General features: G+C 66.5%; 16 protein-coding genes. 4 read left to right on the forward strand and 12 right to left on the reverse strand.

What is annotated here, in order from left to right:
• The 8 genes from SLNSH_RS10550 to SLNSH_RS10585 form a co-directional block, all read right to left on the reverse strand.
• The coding region (locus SLNSH_RS10550) for an aldehyde dehydrogenase family protein (protein WP_146140242.1) at nucleotides 1–314 on the reverse strand (314 nt) is incomplete at its 3' end.
• An 11-nt stretch (nucleotides 315–325) separates the two neighbouring features.
• On the reverse strand, nucleotides 326–1,144 hold the full coding sequence (locus tag SLNSH_RS10555) for a CoA-transferase (RefSeq protein ID WP_106336843.1): 819 nt from the start codon (nucleotides 1,142–1,144) through the stop codon (nucleotides 326–328).
• Nucleotides 1,141–2,049: a CoA transferase subunit A gene (locus tag SLNSH_RS10560; protein WP_106336845.1), complete on the reverse strand. Its 909-nt coding sequence runs from the start codon at nucleotides 2,047–2,049 to the stop codon at nucleotides 1,141–1,143. Before SLNSH_RS10560 ends, SLNSH_RS10555 begins: the two co-directional genes overlap by 4 nt.
• Nucleotides 2,046–3,053, reverse strand: a complete 1,008-nt coding sequence (locus SLNSH_RS10565; RefSeq protein WP_210202501.1) for an ABC transporter permease — start codon at nucleotides 3,051–3,053, stop codon at nucleotides 2,046–2,048. The genes SLNSH_RS10560 and SLNSH_RS10565 overlap by 4 nt, the downstream gene beginning before the upstream one ends.
• A gap of 56 nt (nucleotides 3,054–3,109) precedes the next feature.
• Nucleotides 3,110–4,078, reverse strand: a complete 969-nt coding sequence (locus SLNSH_RS10570) for a sugar ABC transporter substrate-binding protein (protein WP_106336848.1) — start codon at nucleotides 4,076–4,078, stop codon at nucleotides 3,110–3,112.
• A 129-nt stretch (nucleotides 4,079–4,207) separates the two neighbouring features.
• Nucleotides 4,208–4,939, reverse strand: coding sequence for an HAD family hydrolase (locus SLNSH_RS10575; RefSeq protein ID WP_146140243.1), 732 nt, complete (start codon nucleotides 4,937–4,939; stop codon nucleotides 4,208–4,210).
• Nucleotides 4,879–6,072, reverse strand: a complete 1,194-nt coding sequence (locus tag SLNSH_RS10580; protein ID WP_106336852.1) for a CaiB/BaiF CoA transferase family protein — start codon at nucleotides 6,070–6,072, stop codon at nucleotides 4,879–4,881. Before SLNSH_RS10580 ends, SLNSH_RS10575 begins: the two co-directional genes overlap by 61 nt.
• A 1-nt stretch (nucleotide 6,073) precedes the next feature.
• Nucleotides 6,074–7,564 (reverse strand): xylulokinase, encoded by a 1,491-nt coding sequence (locus SLNSH_RS10585; RefSeq protein WP_106336854.1) that lies wholly within the window; start codon nucleotides 7,562–7,564, stop codon nucleotides 6,074–6,076.
• A 182-nt stretch (nucleotides 7,565–7,746) separates the two neighbouring features.
• Between SLNSH_RS10585 and SLNSH_RS10590 the strand changes: the two genes are divergently transcribed.
• The 4 genes from SLNSH_RS10590 to SLNSH_RS10605 are packed head-to-tail and all read left to right on the forward strand — an operon-like array spanning nucleotide 7,747 to nucleotide 12,220.
• Nucleotides 7,747–9,429 carry a thiamine pyrophosphate-binding protein gene (locus tag SLNSH_RS10590; RefSeq protein WP_158266739.1) on the forward strand — a complete coding sequence of 561 codons (1,683 nt, stop codon included), beginning with the start codon at nucleotides 7,747–7,749 and terminating at the stop codon, nucleotides 9,427–9,429.
• Complete coding sequence (locus SLNSH_RS10595; RefSeq protein WP_106336858.1) at nucleotides 9,429–10,454, forward strand: ABC transporter permease; 1,026 nt, start codon at nucleotides 9,429–9,431, stop codon at nucleotides 10,452–10,454. The genes SLNSH_RS10590 and SLNSH_RS10595 overlap by 1 nt, the downstream gene beginning before the upstream one ends.
• Nucleotides 10,455–10,498: 44 nt before the next feature.
• Nucleotides 10,499–11,419 carry a substrate-binding domain-containing protein gene (locus SLNSH_RS10600; protein WP_106336860.1) on the forward strand — a complete coding sequence of 307 codons (921 nt, stop codon included), beginning with the start codon at nucleotides 10,499–10,501 and terminating at the stop codon, nucleotides 11,417–11,419.
• Nucleotides 11,420–11,470: 51 nt separating this feature from the next.
• A complete protein-coding gene (locus SLNSH_RS10605; protein WP_106336862.1) occupies nucleotides 11,471–12,220 on the forward strand; it encodes an ATP-binding cassette domain-containing protein in 750 nt (249 codons plus the stop codon).
• Between the two features lie 113 nt (nucleotides 12,221–12,333).
• Here SLNSH_RS10605 and SLNSH_RS10610 read toward each other — a convergent pair whose 3' ends face one another.
• Genes SLNSH_RS10610 through SLNSH_RS10625 form a run of 4 tightly spaced genes read right to left on the reverse strand, consistent with a single transcriptional unit; the run spans nucleotide 12,334 to nucleotide 15,687 of the window.
• Nucleotides 12,334–13,077 carry a CoA-transferase gene (locus SLNSH_RS10610; protein WP_158266740.1) on the reverse strand — a complete coding sequence of 248 codons (744 nt, stop codon included), beginning with the start codon at nucleotides 13,075–13,077 and terminating at the stop codon, nucleotides 12,334–12,336.
• Nucleotides 13,078–13,094: 17 nt separating this feature from the next.
• A complete protein-coding gene (locus SLNSH_RS10615) occupies nucleotides 13,095–13,868 on the reverse strand; it encodes a CoA-transferase subunit beta (protein ID WP_106336866.1) in 774 nt (257 codons plus the stop codon).
• Nucleotides 13,861–14,793, reverse strand: coding sequence for a CoA transferase subunit A (locus tag SLNSH_RS10620; protein ID WP_106336868.1), 933 nt, complete (start codon nucleotides 14,791–14,793; stop codon nucleotides 13,861–13,863). The genes SLNSH_RS10615 and SLNSH_RS10620 overlap by 8 nt, the downstream gene beginning before the upstream one ends.
• Before the next feature lie 27 nt (nucleotides 14,794–14,820).
• Nucleotides 14,821–15,687, reverse strand: coding sequence for an ATP-binding cassette domain-containing protein (locus SLNSH_RS10625; protein ID WP_245422239.1), 867 nt, complete (start codon nucleotides 15,685–15,687; stop codon nucleotides 14,821–14,823).
• Nucleotides 15,688–15,693: the final 6 nt, after the last annotated feature.

Genomic DNA, 15,693 nt, shown 5'->3' on the forward strand with positions numbered 1-15,693 from the left:
CGGGCCTCGGCCAGCGACTTGCCCTGCTCCGTGGTGAGGAGGACGGCGAGCTCCTCCTTGTTCTTCTCGATCGCCGCGGCGAGCTTGCGCAGCTTGTCGGCGCGCTCGGCGGCGGTGGTCTGGCGCCAGCTCTCGAACGCATTCTGGGCGGCCGCGATGGCGCGGCGGGTCTCGGCGGCGCCGCAGTTCGGCACGACGCCGATGGCCTCGCCGGTGGCGGGGTTGGTGACCTCGATGGTGGCGGCGGAGTCGGCGCCGCCCCACTCGCCCCCGATCAGGTTCTTCTCGCGCTGGAAGGGTAGCAGCTTGGGCATGTTCTCGGATCTCAGAGCGCAGGCATCAGGACGCCGCGCGGGTCTACGTGGTGACGAAGGATTTCCAGTTCCGATTCGCTCGGGTGCTCGGTTTCGGGAACGGCCGAAAGGTCGCCAAGATCGAAGCCCGTAGCGTCCTGCAGGTCTTGGCGGGTGACGCCCCGATGAATGGAGCGCACTTTCATGAGGCCGGCTTCTCGGTCGAAATCGAAGATGCACTTAGGCGTCACCACCAGGCAGGGGCCGCCCCAATCCAGGCCAAGCTTTTTGCGCCCTTCCAGGCCGCCCGGGTACCCGACCCCCGAGACATAATCGACTTTCTGCACGAAGTTGCGCCGGTCGTGGTGAGGCATCATAACGTATTCGCGTCGAAACAGCGTCATGTGCTCGGGCTGCAAGATGGGGCCGACAAGGCGCACCTTGGGCCGGTCGTGCGGGCCGACGCAGACACTGTTGATGTTGCCGACGCGGTCGACCTGCACGGCGCTGCTGAAGCCGAAGCTGACGTCGCCGCGCTTGAGCACGAACTGACCAGGATAGTCGACCATCTGCGCTTCGCAGGGCAGGTCGCGCAACATTGCGCTGTGCTCGGAATCGGGCAGCCGGTCGATCTCGCTAAAATCCGGGTTGTGGTAGCAACCCGCGAGCAGAATCGTCAGGTTAGGCGCATGCAAGCGCTTGGCGAGTTCCATAGCGGCCAGGGGAATTCCGGTCCCGAACAGGGCTGCGGCGGCGCCCGTGAGCAGGCCGGTGAAGCCGACCTCGCCATCGGCGAAGCTCCGAGCGAGCACCACCGCGAGCGTCTCGTTGAGGGTGGCGGGCGCAGTCATGCGAGGCTCCCCAGGTCAGTCAGGCGGGACAGTTGCGCGGACCCAAGCTTGTCCAGGTAGGCGAAGTGGTCAGCCGGACGGCGCACCCATTCGTCGAGGTAGGCGGCGAAGGCCGTGTCCGTGGCGGACGCCTCCACATAGGAGTCGAGGTGGCCATCATCCGAGAGATACCGCCCCAGCGTCGGAGTCGGGTGGGAACCCCAGGGAACCTCGACCACGGCGCTAATCCGATAGGAGGGGAGCTCAACAAAGCGGGCGTGCCGCTTGATGAAGGACTTCGGCACGATCTTCTCGGCTGTGACAATGACGTGCTCGCACGAGCGGCCCATCAGCACGTCGCCGCTCTGGGGGAGCAGGCGGCGGGCGGGAATGACGACGTTGCCCTGCTCGTCAGCGGCGATCGCATGGATAACAACCACGTCCGGGTTCGCGGCCGGAAACGCGTGGAGCGTGCGCCCGGTGATCGGGCAAGGGAATGTCTTGATTTCGTCGTTGTAGGTGACAACGTCGTTGCCGCCCAGGAACTTGGCCGGCCAGAAATCGAAATTGTCCTGGTTGGCCCGGAAACGGTCCCAGCAGGCCATCTCCGGATAGTCGACCACCTTCAGGCGACCGCCCTCGACCGCGCGGCGGAAATTGCGCGCCAGGCCGTGCTTCTCGAGCCCCACATAGGACGTCTCGACCCTGCTCAGGCAGCCGGCGCCGGCGAGCATGTCGACATCGAAGGAATTGGCCGAGCCGATTACGGTCAGTCCTCGGCGATTCTGGCGGATCAACTCGCGCACGAAGGCCATTGGCTTCTGGTAGACGGCGAAGCCGCCAAGGGCCAGCCGGGCGCCGTTCGGAACCCGTCTGGCAGCTTCCGGCAAACTGATCAGCTTGGAGACGAGAGGCGCTTTGCTCATGCCAATCCATCCGCTCGTGAACGCTGCCGGCGGAGCATGCTCCACCAGACGGCGAGGATAATGACGAGGCCCTGGGCGATCAGGAACACGACGGGGTCGATCCCGGCGAGCACCATGCCGTTGCGCAGGACGGCGACGAACATGACGCCCAGCACCGTGCCGATCAAACGGCCCCGGCCGCCGTTGAGGCTGGTGCCGCCGACGATGACCGCCGCGATCACGTCTAGCTCCACGTGCTCGCCTACTGTCGCGCTGCCCGAATTGAGCCGCGAGACGAGCATCACGCCGCCGATTGCGGACAGGACCTGGACGATGACGAAGACGGCGATGCGGATGGTCCGCACGGACACGCCGTAGCGGGAGGCCGTGATGGGGTTGCCGCCGATCGCGTAGAGGTGGCGCCCGAACCGCAGCTGCGACAGCACCAGCCACCCGAGGGCGACCGTGAGGGCCATCAGGAACACCGGCGCGGGCAGGCCGAGGATGGAGCCATACCAGAGGCTGTCCAGCTCCTTCGGCATCGGGCCGATGGTCAGACCGTCGCTTATGTAGAAGCCCATACCACGCAGCGCCGAGAGCAGACCGAGGGTCGTGATGAACGAGGGAATGGCCCAGATCACGCGCAACGCGCCGATGAAGGTGCCGATCAGCACGGCGATGCCTACCGCGAGCGCGCTCGCCGTGACGAGCGACCAGCCAAACTTCACCACCAGCAGCGACATCACCGTCCCGGCGAGGCCGACCGTGGCGCCCACGGACAGATCGATCTCGCCGGCGATGATGACCATCGTCATCCCGACCGCGATCATCGCCACCACCGAAGTCTGCGTGAGCAGCGTCGCGAAGTTGGCTACCGACAGAAAGTTCGAAGCGGTCGCCGAGAAGTAAACAATGAGCGCCGCCAGCGCGATACCGACGCCGATTTCCGCGCGCCAACTGGCCAGGGTGGCTTTCAGCCGCGCCCTGTCGACGCCCTCTCGAGGCTGGGCGAGCGTGCTGTTCATGGACATGGGTCCTCGCAGGGAGAAGCGAGGGGGCTGCCGCCAGCCCCCGTCGCCAATCAGTTGGAGAGGGAGCGGACGAGCTCCAGGTAATCTTTCACCGGCTGAGGGTCGCTCTTCGTATAGAGCTTCACCGGCACACTCACATAGCGAGGCTGGGTTTCGCCCCGCTTGGCCTTCACCGCAGTTTCGACCGCCAGATAGCCGACACGATAGGGCTGCTGGTCGGCGATGGCCTCCACGGCGCTGGCCGGGTCCAGCAGCATCTGCGCCAGGTCCTGGCTCATGTCGATGCCGTAGAGCTTGGTCTGGGTGTTCGCCCGGCGCGCCGCCGCGGCCGCGCCCGCGACCGTGCCGGCGTTGGAGGCCCACACGGCGGTGGTGTCGGGCTTGCGGCGTAGGATATTCTCCAGGCCGTTCGCGCCTTCTTCCGGCGTCGCGCCGCTGACTTCCGCGACGGTCTCGTATTTCAAGCCCTCGAGGGCGGACAGGAAGCCTTGGCGTCGCGGCTGCATGTTGGCGTTGATCGGGGGCAGGGTAATCATGCCGATGGAGGGCTGGCCGCCCTTGCTCTCCAGGTACTTGCGCATTTCCTTGCCGACGGCGGCCGCAAGTTCCCGGCTGTCGACGCCTATGGAGTGGCTGGCGATGGAGGCGTCTTCCAACTTGGTGTCGTATTCCACGACCATGATGTTGCGGTCCTTCGCCCGGCGGGCGGAGGCGATCGAGCCCTGCTTGTCGAGCGGGGGCATGACCAGCACGTCGACGTTGCGGGTGACGAAATCCTCGACGACTTGGCTCTCTGTGGGCAGCTTGCGCTGGTTGAGACCGAACGTGATCGTGGCGCCGTATTTGCCGGCCGCGTCCTTCATGCCGCGCTCGATCTGCTGCCAGAACTGCGAGTCGCGCGCGTAGATGATGGCGCCGATGGTGATCTTGTCCTGAGCCTCGGCAGGGGCGACGCCGGCCAAGCCGGCGGCGGCCACCAGCGCCATCACCGGCGCCTTGAGCCAACGTGCAGCGAACATGTGTCGTCCTCCTGAATGTGGCCGGCCCAAGCTGGGTCCTCGGCGCTTGGCGTTTCCTCGGCGTCTGGCGCGCCCTAAGCAAGAAACGATTTCCGAAAACGTTTCTGTTCCAATGGAGCAGGCCGGAGCTCAAAGGTCAACAGCGAACAGGGCGCGCTCGACGTCTCTGAGGTCGGGAACGACGTCGTGGCCCCGCCTCCGGCAAATCTCCGCACCATCGGCCCAGTCGCTTGCGCCCGACACCATGACGAAGCGGGCCTGGACCGCTTCGGCGGCGTCCAGATCGGCGCGGCTGTCGCCGAAGTAGAGGAGAGGTCGCGCGATTACGCCGGCCGCCAGCAAGTCCAGCACATGATCGGCCTTCTTGCGGTCGCCGCCCCGGATGGCTCCCAGCCGATGAGCGATGCCGCGCCCGCCTAGAAGGACGGCCAAGTCGGCGGCCTCCGCCGCCGACACGACCACGCAGGGGACGCCCTCATTGTGCAGCCTGGCCACGAGCTCCAGGGCGCCAGGAACGGCCGCGCAACCGCCCAACGCGTCCAGCGTGCGCCGACTGAACTCGCTGACGCAGCGATCGGTTTGGTCTCTGAAGTCAACCTGAGGAGCGATTTCGGTGAAGAAATACGCGAACAGGTCGCGCCGATGGAGGCCTGGATGAGCCTGCTGGTATGCCGTGAAGGCGGCGACGGCGTCGCCTGGATGGCCGGCGAGGATATCCCGGAAGATCCCGGCCTTGATCCGGTTGGAATCAAGCAGCACGCCGTCGCAATCGAAGACAACGCCGCCGAACCGGCGAAAGCTCATCCGATCACCTGCTGTGCGATCATCTCGTTGCAACGTTCGGCCGACCAGCCGAGCCACTCGGCCGCGACCTCGCGCGTGTGCTCGCCTACGAGCGGCGACGGCCGACGCACGCCGCCGGGCGTATCGCCAAGCGTGACGGTGATACCGTGGGTGGGGTACGCGCCCGCGCGGGGATGCTCCACCGTGAGGATCTGGTTACGCGCCTTGAGTTGTGGGTTGTCGACCACGTCCGCCATGGTGGAAACCTTAGCGCAGGGGACGCCGGCGCGATCCATCGCCTCCACCACCGCGTCCGCCGCGTGCAGCCTCACCCAGGCCTGCACCTCAGCCTCGATGGCGTCCGCATTCTCCACACGCTTGTTGGCGCAGTCGAAGCGCGGGTCCCGCAGCAGATCCTCCCGCCCCATCGCGTTCGCGAGACGCCGGAACAGCGGGTCGGTTCCGGATGCAATATGGACCCAGGCGCCGTCGGCGGCCTGGAAGGTGTTGACGGGTGACGTATAGCGGTCGCGGTTCCCCTGCCGCCGCATGCCACGGCCGAGCAGCGCCTGCTCCGGAATGGCCGTCATCAACAAGCTGGCGGCGCTTTCCAGGAGGGTCGATTCCACGAGCTGCCCTTGGCCAGTACGCTCGCGCGCAGCGAGCGCGGTCAGCGCGCCGATGGTGGCGTAGAGGGCCGTAGTGTAGTCGACGACGAACGTGCCGGCCATCGTCGGCGGGCCATCCGGCTGGCCGGTGATCTCCATCAAGCCGCTGGTGGCCTGTGCGATCACGTCGAAGCAGGGGCGCTGCGCCAAGGGGCCGGTCTGGCCAAAGCCCGAAATGCGAACCATGATCAGGCGTGGGTTAAGCGCGTGCAGCGTCTCCCAGCCGCATCCCATCTGCTCCATAGTCCCGGGGCGGAAGTTCTCGATCAGGATGTCCGCTTCGCAGGCGAGATCGCGCAGCACCTGCTGGGCCTCCGGCTTGCGGAAGTCGAGCGCGAAGCTGCGCTTGTTTCGATTGTACGTCATGAAGTAGACGCTCTCGCCGCCGAGCTTGGGCTCGTTTCCGCGTGTGTCGTCACCAGTGCCGAGGCGCTCGACCTTGACCACGTCAGCCCCGTGATCGGCGAGCTGCATGGCGCAGAACGGGCCAGCGATGAAGCGCGACACGTCGAGCACCTTCAAACCTTGCAACGCGCTGAACATCTTACTCCTCTCCTGATTGCGGCGGGTTAAGCCCTTCCAGCCCTTCACGCAAAGCGGCGTAGCGCCGCCTCAATCGCGCGTAGCCGGCGACCACCTCGGGATCTGGCTCGACACGGTCGCGGATGCGCACCATTGCCGCGCTCGCACCCCTGAGGCTCGGGTGGATGCCAACGCCCACTGCTGCGATCATCGCGGCGCCAAGCGCCGACGCCTCCACCACCTCGGGGACGATGAGAGCCTTGCCGAGCATAGCGGCGCGGATCTCCAGCCAGAGCCGGGACTCAGCGCCGCCGCCGACGGCGCGAATCTCGTTGACAGTCATTCCGGCGAAGGCCAGCGCGTCGAAGACTTCCGCGACCTCGGCGGCGATCCCCTCGAGGGCGGCGCGGAACAGGTGCCCGCGGCCGTGCTCGAACGCGAGCCCGGCTATCCCGCCGCGCTCGGAGACGTTCCATCGCGGCGTGCGCGAACCGGCCATTACGGGAGCGAAGACGAGGCCTTCGCTTCCGGCCGGGATCGATGCGGCCTCGGCCGTGAGCGCGCGCAGGTCGGCGCCCAGCACGCCTGCAAGCCAGGCGACCGCACCGCCAGTGGCGGCCATGGGTCCCCCGACGCTCCAGGCCTCGCCGACGGGAAAGCGATTCAGCACCAGGCGGCGCAGCGGATCAAATGACGGGCGGTCGACGCAGGCGAGAATGACGTCCGTTGTTCCCATGACATTGACGGCGATGCCCGGCTCGACCATGCCGCCCCCGATGCCGCCCACAGTGCCGTCGGGGCCGCCGACCACGACTGGCGCGCCATGGCGCAAGCCCAGAGCCGAGGCGGCGCCAGGCGTCAGCAGGCCGGCCAAAGCCGTCGCGTCCCGCACCTCGGGGAAGAGGTGGCGCGGAAGACGCAGTTCGGCGATGAGATCGTGACTCCAGGCGCCCCGGGCGACGTCGAACAACAGGGAGTACGAAGCGCCGGCCGGGTCGCACACGGCCTGACCGCACAGTCGCTGCACAAGCCAATCCTTGGCGGTGAGCACCAGGTGCGCCTTCGAGAAAACGTCGGGTTGGCGTTCGCGGAACCAAAGCAGGCGCGGTCCCGTCAGCTCGGGATCGATGCGTCGGCCCGCGACGCTGTAAACGGCTGCCGCTCCGCAACGGCTCTCGATGGCGGCGGCCTGCTCCGTCGCGCGCCGGTCCTGCCACGTGCAAATGGGGGACAAAGGCTCGCCGGAGGCGTCGGTGAGCAGCATTCCGATAGCCGCGGTCACCCCGATGGCCGCGATCCGCGAAGGGTCGGGCTGCAGGTCGCGCACCGCGTCTGCAACCGCGGTCCAGAGAGAAGCCGGATCCGCTTCTGCGAACGCCGATTGATACGCCACGGTAAACGGGCGGCTGGCCTGGCCGAGCGGCTGGCCCGCTGCATCGAACAGAGTCGCACGCGTGCTGCTGGTGCCTGCGTCGATGGCGAGGATTAGGTCACCCGGCATGAAGCGGTCCATTCGGAGGCAAGACCGTAAGTGCGAGCTTGATTGATCTGACGAAAATCATGCGTCCTGGCGCTCGGTGGCGATGTCGCCATAAAGGCACAAAAAACGATTTCCGAAAACGTTTTTTTCTGTTACGCCTCTCACCCATGGGCCAAGGGCCGCAGCCATCCAACAAACACGCAGGAGAGCCGCCGATGACGACTTCGCAACCCGCGCCAGGGAAGATCAGCGCTGCTCGCGCTGTCGTCCAATGCCTCAAGCTCGAGGGCGTGGAGTTCATCTTCGGAGTGCCGGGAGGCCAGACGCTGTCCATCATGGATGCGTTGTTCGACGAGCCCGGCATCCGCTTCATCACCACGCGGGACGAGCGCGCGGCAGCTCACATGGCAGACGCGTATGGCCGCTTGACCGGCAAGCCCGGCGTCTGCCTCGCGACCACCGGTCCCGGCGCCACGAACCTTCTCACCGCCGTGGGCGGTGCCCACCGCGACTCCAGCCCGGTCGTCGTGATCACCTGCAACAACAGGCGTCGCCATATCGGCCAGGACGACAACCAGGACGCGGATCACGTCACACTGTTCCGGCAGTTCACGAAGCTGAGCCGCTTTGTGCCGGACAGCGAGGGCATCCCGCAGGCGGTGCGCGAGTCTTTCCGCGTGGCGACCACGGGCAATCCTGGTCCGGTTCTCCTGGATTTCGCGCGTGACGCCGTCGAGGGCGGCGAAATCGCCTTCGAGCCGATCAAGCCGGAGAAATACCGCTTCAATGACCGCCCGGTCGCGCCGGAAGCGTCCATCGCCGCCGCGGCGCGGGCCCTCGCCAACGCCAAGAAGCCGGTCCTGTGGCTCGGCCGCGGGGCAATCATCGCGAAGGCGAGCGAGGCGGCCATCGCGTTCGCCGAAGCGCTCGGCATCCCCATCGTGACCACATTCAATGGCATTTCCGCCGTACCGGGCGACCACGATCTCTGCTTCGGCCCTCGCAGCCGCTTCGGCACCAAGGTGTCCAAGCATCTGCTGCAGGAGGCCGACTGCATCCTGGCGGTCGGCAACAGCATGAATGCCGCTTCGACCTCGCGCTGGACCCTTCCTATTACCCGCAACATCGTCCAGGTCGATCTCGATCCGGCGATCATCGGCCGCAACTATCCCGTGGAGGTAGGCGTGATCGGCGATGCTGCAGACGCGCTTAGCCGCATCCTCGACCCGGTGCGCGGCAGGGCCACGGCCACCGCCGGCGCGCGTGCCGATTGGCTCGCGACCGCGAAGCGCATGCGCGAAGACTGGCGCAAAGACGTGTTCCAGCCGTCTTACGCCACCTCCATGCCCATCAAGCCGCAGTGGGTGATGAAGGTGCTCGGCGACGCGGTCGACGCGAACACCGTGGTTGTGGCGGACGCCGGGAACCCCGGCGTGTGGACCCACATGCTGCCCATCAAGACGCCTGGCGCCTACATGAAGCCGGTCGGCTTCGGCAACATGGCGTTCGGCCTGCCGGCCGCCATCGCGGCCAAGCTCGCCCAGCCCGGGAAAGACGTGATCGCGATCGTGGGCGACGGCTCTCTCGGCATGAGCATGGGGGACATGGAGACAGCCGTGCGCGAGAAGGCTCCGTTCACGCTCGTGGTGATGAACGACATGGCCTACGGCAACATTAAACAGGAAGAGCTGCACTTCCACGGGCAGCGTTACATCGGCGTCGACTTCGGGGACGTGGATTACACCGGCATCGCCAAGTGCATGGGCGGAAACGGCGAGAAGGTCACGAATCCTGGCGAGCTCGCAGACGCCGTCGCCCGCGGCAAAGCGTCCGGCCAGTTCTACCTGATCGACGTTCGCATCGACGGTTCGGAGAACGTCTGGAAGGATCCGATGTGATGACCACCCCGGGCGCCGGTTCGGACTCCGCCCCGACCTCGCTCGCTCAGCGCTGGCTGGGCGGGCGGTCGGACGAGACCCGCAAGGAACTCGTGCTGCGATGGGTCATGACCAACGCGGCGTTCGTCGGGTTGGTCGCGCTGATCGTGATTTCGACGATGCTATCGCCTTACTTCCTCACGGAGCAGAACCTCTTCAACGTCCTGCGCCAGTGGACAATGGTGGGGTTGATCGCGGTCGGCCTCACCTTCGTCATCATCTCGGGCGGCATCGACCTTTCGGGCGGGGCCATCCTGGCCTGCGGCACGGTGGTTGGCGCCCTCGCGATGTCCAAGCTAGGCGCAGCCGGGGCGATCGTCTCCGTGGTGTTCATGGGCGCCGCGTTCGGATACCTGAACGGCGCCGTAATCACCTGGGGGCGGGTCACGCCCTTCGTGGCGACGCTCGGAACCATGACGGTGGCCCGGGGCGCCGCGCTGATGCTGAGCGACGGCCGCACGGTGATCACGCAGACGCCGGAGTGGTTCCAGTTCTGGTTCGGGCGCGGCTTCATCGGGCCGGTGCCCGCGCCAGTAATCATCGCCGGGCTGTTCTTCGTGGCGGCGGCCATCGCGCTACGCATGACGCGCTATGGGCGGCTCGTCGCCATGGTGGGCGACAACGAGGTGGCCGCCTACCGCTGCGGCGTCAACGTTCCGCGCGTGAAGCGCAGCGTCTACGTGATCCATGGCGTCGGTGCGGCCTTGGCCGGGCTGTTGTTTCTTGGTCGCCTCGGGGTCGGCGAGCCTGCCTCGGGCGCGCTGTTCGAACTCAATGGCATTGCCGCGGTGGTGATCGGCGGCACGCCGTTCACCGGCGGAGCGGGCGGCGTGGGCCTCACCTTCATAGGCCTGATGGTGATCGGGCTCACATACAACATCCTGAACCTGCTCTCGGTGTCTCCCTACGCGCAAGACATCGCGCGGGGCGTGATCATCGTGGTCGCGGTGATGTTCAGCGTCCGGAGCATCCGGGCGAGACGTTGATTCCAATCTCAATCAAAGCAAACAGAACAAACGGAGGAAACACCATGAAGCGCAGCAGCCTCATTGCAAGCCTCGTCACCGGCGCCTCCCTCCTGGCAGGCTACGCTGCGCAGGCGCAGGACAAGGTCTGGAACATCGTCGTCGCCCAGCCCAACGTCGAACACCCGTATCGCGTCGGCGGCATCGACCGGGCCAAGGCCTGGGCCGCGAACCGCAAGGACGTGAAGCTCACGATCCTCGATGGCCGTCGCGACAGCGCTGTTCAACTCGCCGGGCTGGAGGACGCGCTGGTGCGGGGAGCCGACATCGTCGTCATGTCGCCCAACGACTCCAATGCGCTCGCGCCGATCGCCGCCACAGCCAAGCGCGCCAAGGTCCCGCTGGTCATCTTCGACCGCAAGCTGAACGTGCCAGAGAGCGACTACGCCGCCTACATCGGGGGCGATAACGTCGAGATGGGTCGGGTCGCCGCCCGCTATATCGCCGACAAGATCGGCAAGAAGGGTGTCGTGATTCAGATCGAGGGCACGCCGGGCGCCTCCGCCACGACGGAGCGCAAGACAGGCTTCGAAGAGGTGATGAAGCAGTTTCCAGACATCAAGATCTTCAGCTACGTGGGGCACTACCGGATGCACGACGCCGCCGCGGCCATGGAAGACGCGGCCATCGCCCATCCGGACGTCGCAGCCGTATTCGCCCATAACGACTCGATGGCGCTCGGGGCCGGCAAGATCCTCGCCGAGCGCGGCAAGAACAGCCTGCCCATCGTGGGCATGGACGGCGGTCTCGAAGCCTGCCAGGGCCTGAAGGAAGGCAAGATGACCGGGTCGGTCCATTACCCGACCATGTTCCCGGAGTCGCTCGAGCTCGCGATGTCGGTGCTGGCCAACAAGCCCGTGCAGAAGTCGAACCTGGTGCAGACACCGATGCTGACGGCCGAGAACCAGGCCCAGTACTGCAAGTGAGCGACGTGGCGTCGGGTTCACGGCCCGGCGCTCCGTTCTGCCGAGGACCGCATGAGCAACCTTCTCGAACTTCAGGGCGTCACCAAGAATTATGGCGCCGTCCGAGCCCTTAAGGGCATCGACCTCACCCTCCGCGCGGGCGAGGTGCTGGCGCTGATCGGCGACAACGGCGCCGGCAAGTCAACGCTGATCAAGGTGATCTCCGGCGCTATCGTTCCGGACGGCGGGCGCATGCTGTTTGAAGGCCGCGAGGTGCACGTGCGTCGGCCCGAGGATGCCCGCGCGCTCGGCATCGAGACCGTGTACCAGGATCTGGCGCTGTTCGATAACTCCGATATCGCCGAGAACCTGTTTGCCGGGCGCGAGCCCGTGCGGCACATCCTCGGCGTCCCATTCCTGCGCAGAGCGGAGATGCACGCGGAGAGCGCGCGGATCCTGTCCACCCTTAAGATCCACATCCGCTCAACCAAGGCGCTGGTCAAGGAGCTCTCTGGCGGGCAGCGCCAGACAGTCGCCATCGGGCGAGCCGTGGCTTTCTCCCAGCGCATCGTCATTCTCGACGAGCCGACCGCTGCGTTAGGTGTGCCCGAGCAGGAGAAAGTTCTGGAGCTCGTGCAGCAGTTGCGCGGGGGCGGCTATTCGGTCGTGCTCATCAGCCACAATCTGGAGCACATTTTTCGCGTTTCGGACCGCATGCACGTGCTTCGCCAAGGCGAAACAGCGGGCGTGCTGAGCAGGAGCGCAACTACGCCGGAAGAGGTTGTCCAGCTGATCACGGGCGCCAAGCGGCTGGTGCACTGAGGCCCTGACCTGGCTTCTCCTCGCCCCTAAGAAAGGCGCGCAAGGCCAGAACATGGGCGCGGCCGTTTCAAAGGTTTCCCTTCCTCCCTCTCGGGGAGAGGAACGGGTTGCGCCTAGACTCGAAGCACGCGATCGCGCGTTACACCAAGTAAGCGACGAGCGCCTATGCGGTCGAGTGCGGACCAATGGTCGGCCGGGCCGAAGACGTGCGCGTCAAGCCACGCGTCGAGCGTCTCGGGGGCACGGATCGCAGCAACTGCCTCGGCGAGGGCTTGTTCCGCAACCTCGTAACGGGTTTCGCAGGCCGTGGGGTAGGCGCCATAAGGGGCTTCCGCCACGCAAGCAATCGTGGCGCCGGGCAGGCAAGGATCGGTCGCGCGGCGGGTGATCGCCTCGGCGCTGACGATCTGCTCCACCGAGGCGATCACGGATGCCCCGGCTTGCGCCAGCAACAGATCTGGCGACTCGGGCTCCCAGGTCTCCACGGGGAAGCGCACGTCCCCGACCGAGTCGGCCCACTCTCCATGCAGTAGAACGACATCGGGGCGAAGCGCGAGGGAGGGGGCTCCGGCCCCGGACGGCGCAGCCGTCCAGCCCAGTGCGGCGGCGCGGATGCGGTCGCGAACGGCTGGGCCCGTCTCCACGCTCGCGGCGCAGCCGGCGGCCTCCAGCAGGTCAAAGGCGAAGCCGCCATCCCAGCCGACCAGACGGAGACCCGTGCAACCCTGGCGGATGATCTCGCAGATCAGCGCCATGGGCGAGCGACGGCCGTCGTGGCCGCCAATGGCGACGCAGGCGCCGTCGGGTACGCGGCTTACGGCCTCGGCCAGAGACGCTAGCTTCGATCCGGATGTCATGGGCATGCTCTTGGACCTTAGCGTTCGCCGCGGCCGACATAGACCCCCTTGGGGTCGATGACTTCGCGCAGAAGGCGCAGCAGATGGGCGTCGGGTTCCGGCTCCGCTTCGAGCGAAGGCGACGCTTCGATGGGGAAGGCGCAATGCTCCTGGACCGCTGCGAGGGTCTCGCCCGGGTACAGGCGCTCTATCCGCATGCGCTTCGAGTCGGGACCGAAGCCGAGGATAGCGCGGTCGCTGATGACGCGGACCGGGCCGGCGCCCGGAAGACCCGCGGCCTCGCGCGCGCCCGGGCCAGTGAGGAAGCCCGGCGTCGTCAGGTATTGCACCTTCTCGACGAAGCGCTTGCGGTCGAGCCGCGCTATCACGACGAAGCGTTTGGCCATGCTGGCGATGTCGTTCGCACCGCCGCTGCCTGGCAGGCGCACCTTCGGCCGGTGGTAGGGGCCGATCACCGTGGAATTGAGGTTGCCGTACGCATCGATCTCGGCCGTGCCGAGGAAGCCGATATCGACTTTCCCCTGCTGCAGCAGGCTGAGGGCGTAAAAGGTGCCGGCGATCTTGGTGGAGCCGTGCGCCAGGCGATAGTCCCCTACCCCCGTCGCCAGGTCCACGGGACGGGGATCAATAATGCCCGACTCGAACACCAGGTTGACCCGGGGGGCATGCGTCGCCTTCGCGAGGTAGGCCGCCACCATGGGCAGGCCGGTGCCGATGAAGGCGGTGTCGCTGTCGCGGATCTCCCGCGATGCGGCCACGGCCATATATTCGTCGCGACTGACCTCAGCCATGGCTGGCCTCCCGCAGATAGCCGAGCGCCGGATCGACGCGGAGTTGCAGCAGCCGCGTCATGCCCAGGGCGTCGAGGTAGTCGAAGTGGTCAGGAAGGCCGTGCGCCCACCGGTCCAGCCAGACGGCCGTGTCCGGTTCAGTGCGTGAGGCGGCATAATAGTCAGCCAGATGGGCGGAGTCGTGGTCGTAGTAGCCGTAGACGCCTGTGGGATGCGCGCCGTAGGGCAGGTGGACCACCATGTCGACCATCAGCGCAGGAAGCAGCGTCATCTCCGGCTGGCGGCGGATGATGTCGGTGTCCACGATCTCCTCGACGGTGACGATCACCGTGCCCGCAGCGCGCGCCTGCTCCTCGATGACCGAGGTCGTACCGAACAGCTGGACGTTGCCGAGGCGGTCGGCCCGGGCCGCGTGAATCACCGCCACGTCGGGTCTGAGCGGCGAAACGGCGGTGACGACCTCGTGGCCGAACGGCGATTGCATCCGTCGGGCCTTGCGATCGGGCGGCTCGAAGCCGGAGATGGCGAGGATGTCCGTGCCGGCCATGGCCTTCATGGGCATAAAGGGCAGGCCCAGGCCCGCGGCCATGAGGCGGGAGACCATGCCGAAGTGACTGTGATCCTCGACCGCGACCGCGCCGGCTTCGACAGCCTTGGAGAAGCGCTGACAACGGCCATAGCCCTCGAACATGAAGTTGGAGAAATAGACCTTCTCCAGCATTCCGGCCGCCGCCAAGAACTCGGCCACCCAGCATTCCGCCACGCTCATCAGGGTCAGGCGCGAGCGGCCTTGCCGGATGAGTTCGCGGGTAAAGGCCAGCGGCTGGTGGGAATGGGCGAAGCCGCCTGCGGTGAGGGACGCGCCGCTGGCGACGGCCTGCGCGGCCTCGACCAGGGAGACCAGTTTGGAAGGGGTGGCCGCCATCGGGAGTCCTTGCGTAGGGGTTTGGCGTCAGGCCGCCTCGATCCACATCTGGCGGGCGCCTGTGATGAGCGAGACGATGTCATCGCCGGTTACGGACGCGGTCGGGATGTCGCCCACCTTCGTTCCGTGCCGTAACACCACCACGCGGTGGCTCATCTCCAAAACCAGCGGCATGTTGTGGGTGATGAGAACGATGGACACACCCTGGTCCTGCAGCTTGCGCACTGCCTCCATGGCGCGCTTCGTTTCCTGCACGCCAAGCGCAGCGGTCGGCTCATCGAGCAGCACCAGGGAGGACTTCCAGAGTTTGGTGCGCGCCAGAGCCACGGCCTGGCGCTGGCCGCCGCTGAGGCCGGACACGTTGGCGTCCGGGCGGGGCACGTTGATGGACAAGCCCTTCAGGGCCTCCCCTGCTGCGGCGCGCATTCCGCGCTTGTCCAGGAAGCGCAAGGGGCCGATCCCCCAGCTACGCTCGCGCCCCAAGAAGATGTTGTCAGCGACGTTGAGGTTATCGCAGAGACCCAGATCCTGGTAGACGGTCTCAATGCCAAGGCTGCGGGCCACGTCCGTCGACGCGATGGCGACGGGACGCCCGCCGAAGCTGATCTCGCCCCCAGTAGGCTGGATCGCGCCTGAGAGGATCTTGACGAATGTGCTCTTGCCCGCACCGTTATCGCCTACGAGCGCAATGGTTTCGCCCTTCCCGATGCGGAAGTCGATCCCCCGCAGCGCCTGCACCGGGCCGTACGATTTCTTAATGCCGCGCGCCTCGAGAAGAGCCGGGCCGTTCGCGCCGGGTGCCATCTGCATCCTCCCCGCAACCCTAAGCGGGCCACGAAACGATTTCCGAAAACGTTTCTTGGAGACGCAAGCTACACGTGCTATCAGCAGCACGTCAAC

Origin of the sequence: Alsobacter soli, from assembly GCF_003004785.1 — a bacterium.
Taxonomy (GTDB): domain Bacteria; phylum Pseudomonadota; class Alphaproteobacteria; order Rhizobiales; family Beijerinckiaceae; genus Alsobacter; species Alsobacter soli.